A 1,092-nucleotide genomic window follows, 5' to 3' on the forward strand; every position below is an offset into this window, starting at 1 on the left:
TTGCCGGGGCCGACGCCGCGGGCTCGGCCACCGCCGTGATCGAGCCGAAACCGACAGAGAGGGCGGCGGCACAGGTGACGACAGCAATGCGAACGGTCGGATGTACTCGGCCTTGTCGCACTACTGACGTCCTTCCGAACGATGACGGGTTTCCGCCACCCTAGCTCAGTTCGGTGCCTGTGTGACTGATGTGAGCAGAGTTGTTCGAGTTACACGAATGTACTTCTGAGCAGGGACTCTCCTACCGTCACAGAGAGACGGGGGCGCGTCCGCGATCGGCGGGTTCGATGGTCACCTCGGCATCGGGAAGGAAAACTCGCTCGGTCGTCGTGGTTCCGTCGACGCCTTCGGTCACCGTCACCGCCACGCTCTCGGCAACCTGGCCCGCGCTTTCGATGAACCCGGTCGCAACGCCTTCCTCTATGAGCAGATGATCACCCACCAGGAGAAGAAGCTCGTCCGCCGTCACCGTTCGTCTGCCGCCCACATCTTCGATAGTCATGAATCCCACCGTAATGCGCGGCGCTGCACAGTGCCGTCACATGTTCGACAATCGCAGCATGACCGAACGGCGAACGACATGGACAGCGCCAACTCAGGAACCGGTCGACGGTCCCCTCATCGGCGACGAGCGGCCGATTCTCTAAGGAATGCTGCAGTGGCATCGAGCGACGCTGCTCAACATCTGCGCAGGCGCGAACTCGGAGCAACTGGCACGACGTCCGTTCCCGCCCTCGATTGGGCTCGATGTCGTTCCACCCGATGTCTCTGCGGATGGTCTACGTGCACATGATCGGCGAATACGCCCGACACAACGGACACGCGGACATCATCCGCGAACAGATCGATGGAGTGATCGGCCGTTGAGGGCATAGCGTAGACACACGACCCGACCCCCCATACGGAAGAAGGTGTTTCGGTGACCGACTCCGACGCAGTGTTCGACCCGACCTCGCTACGGCCGTCGTTGTTCGTCGACGGGCAGTGGCAGGGAGCCGGTGACGGCGGAACCCGAGACATCGTCAACCCCGCGGACGGCAGCACGGTTGCCGTCGTGGACGAGGCCACGCCGGACGACGCTCTGGCGGGCGA

General features: G+C 63.1%; 1 protein-coding gene and 1 pseudogene. One reads left to right on the forward strand and one right to left on the reverse strand.

The features are described from left to right. Positions 1-247: 247 nt before the first annotated feature. Positions 248-502, reverse strand: coding sequence for a hypothetical protein (locus RHBS_RS27945; RefSeq protein ID WP_128646935.1), 255 nt, complete (start codon positions 500-502; stop codon positions 248-250). A 158-nt stretch (positions 503-660) separates the two neighbouring features. Between RHBS_RS27945 and RHBS_RS27950 the strand changes: the two are divergent. Beyond that, positions 661-867 (forward strand): annotated as a pseudogene (locus RHBS_RS27950) (DUF664 domain-containing protein); the annotation flags it as partial. Between the last annotated feature and the right edge of the window lie 225 nt (positions 868-1,092).

This window comes from Rhodococcus sp. BS-15, assembly GCF_000813105.1.
Lineage (GTDB): Bacteria > Actinomycetota > Actinomycetes > Mycobacteriales > Mycobacteriaceae > Rhodococcoides.

Coding starts and splice junctions, on each gene's coding strand:
- RHBS_RS27945 (WP_128646935.1), bottom strand. CDS start 502: ATGACTATCGAAGATGTGGGCGGCAGACGAACGGTGACGGCGGACGAG.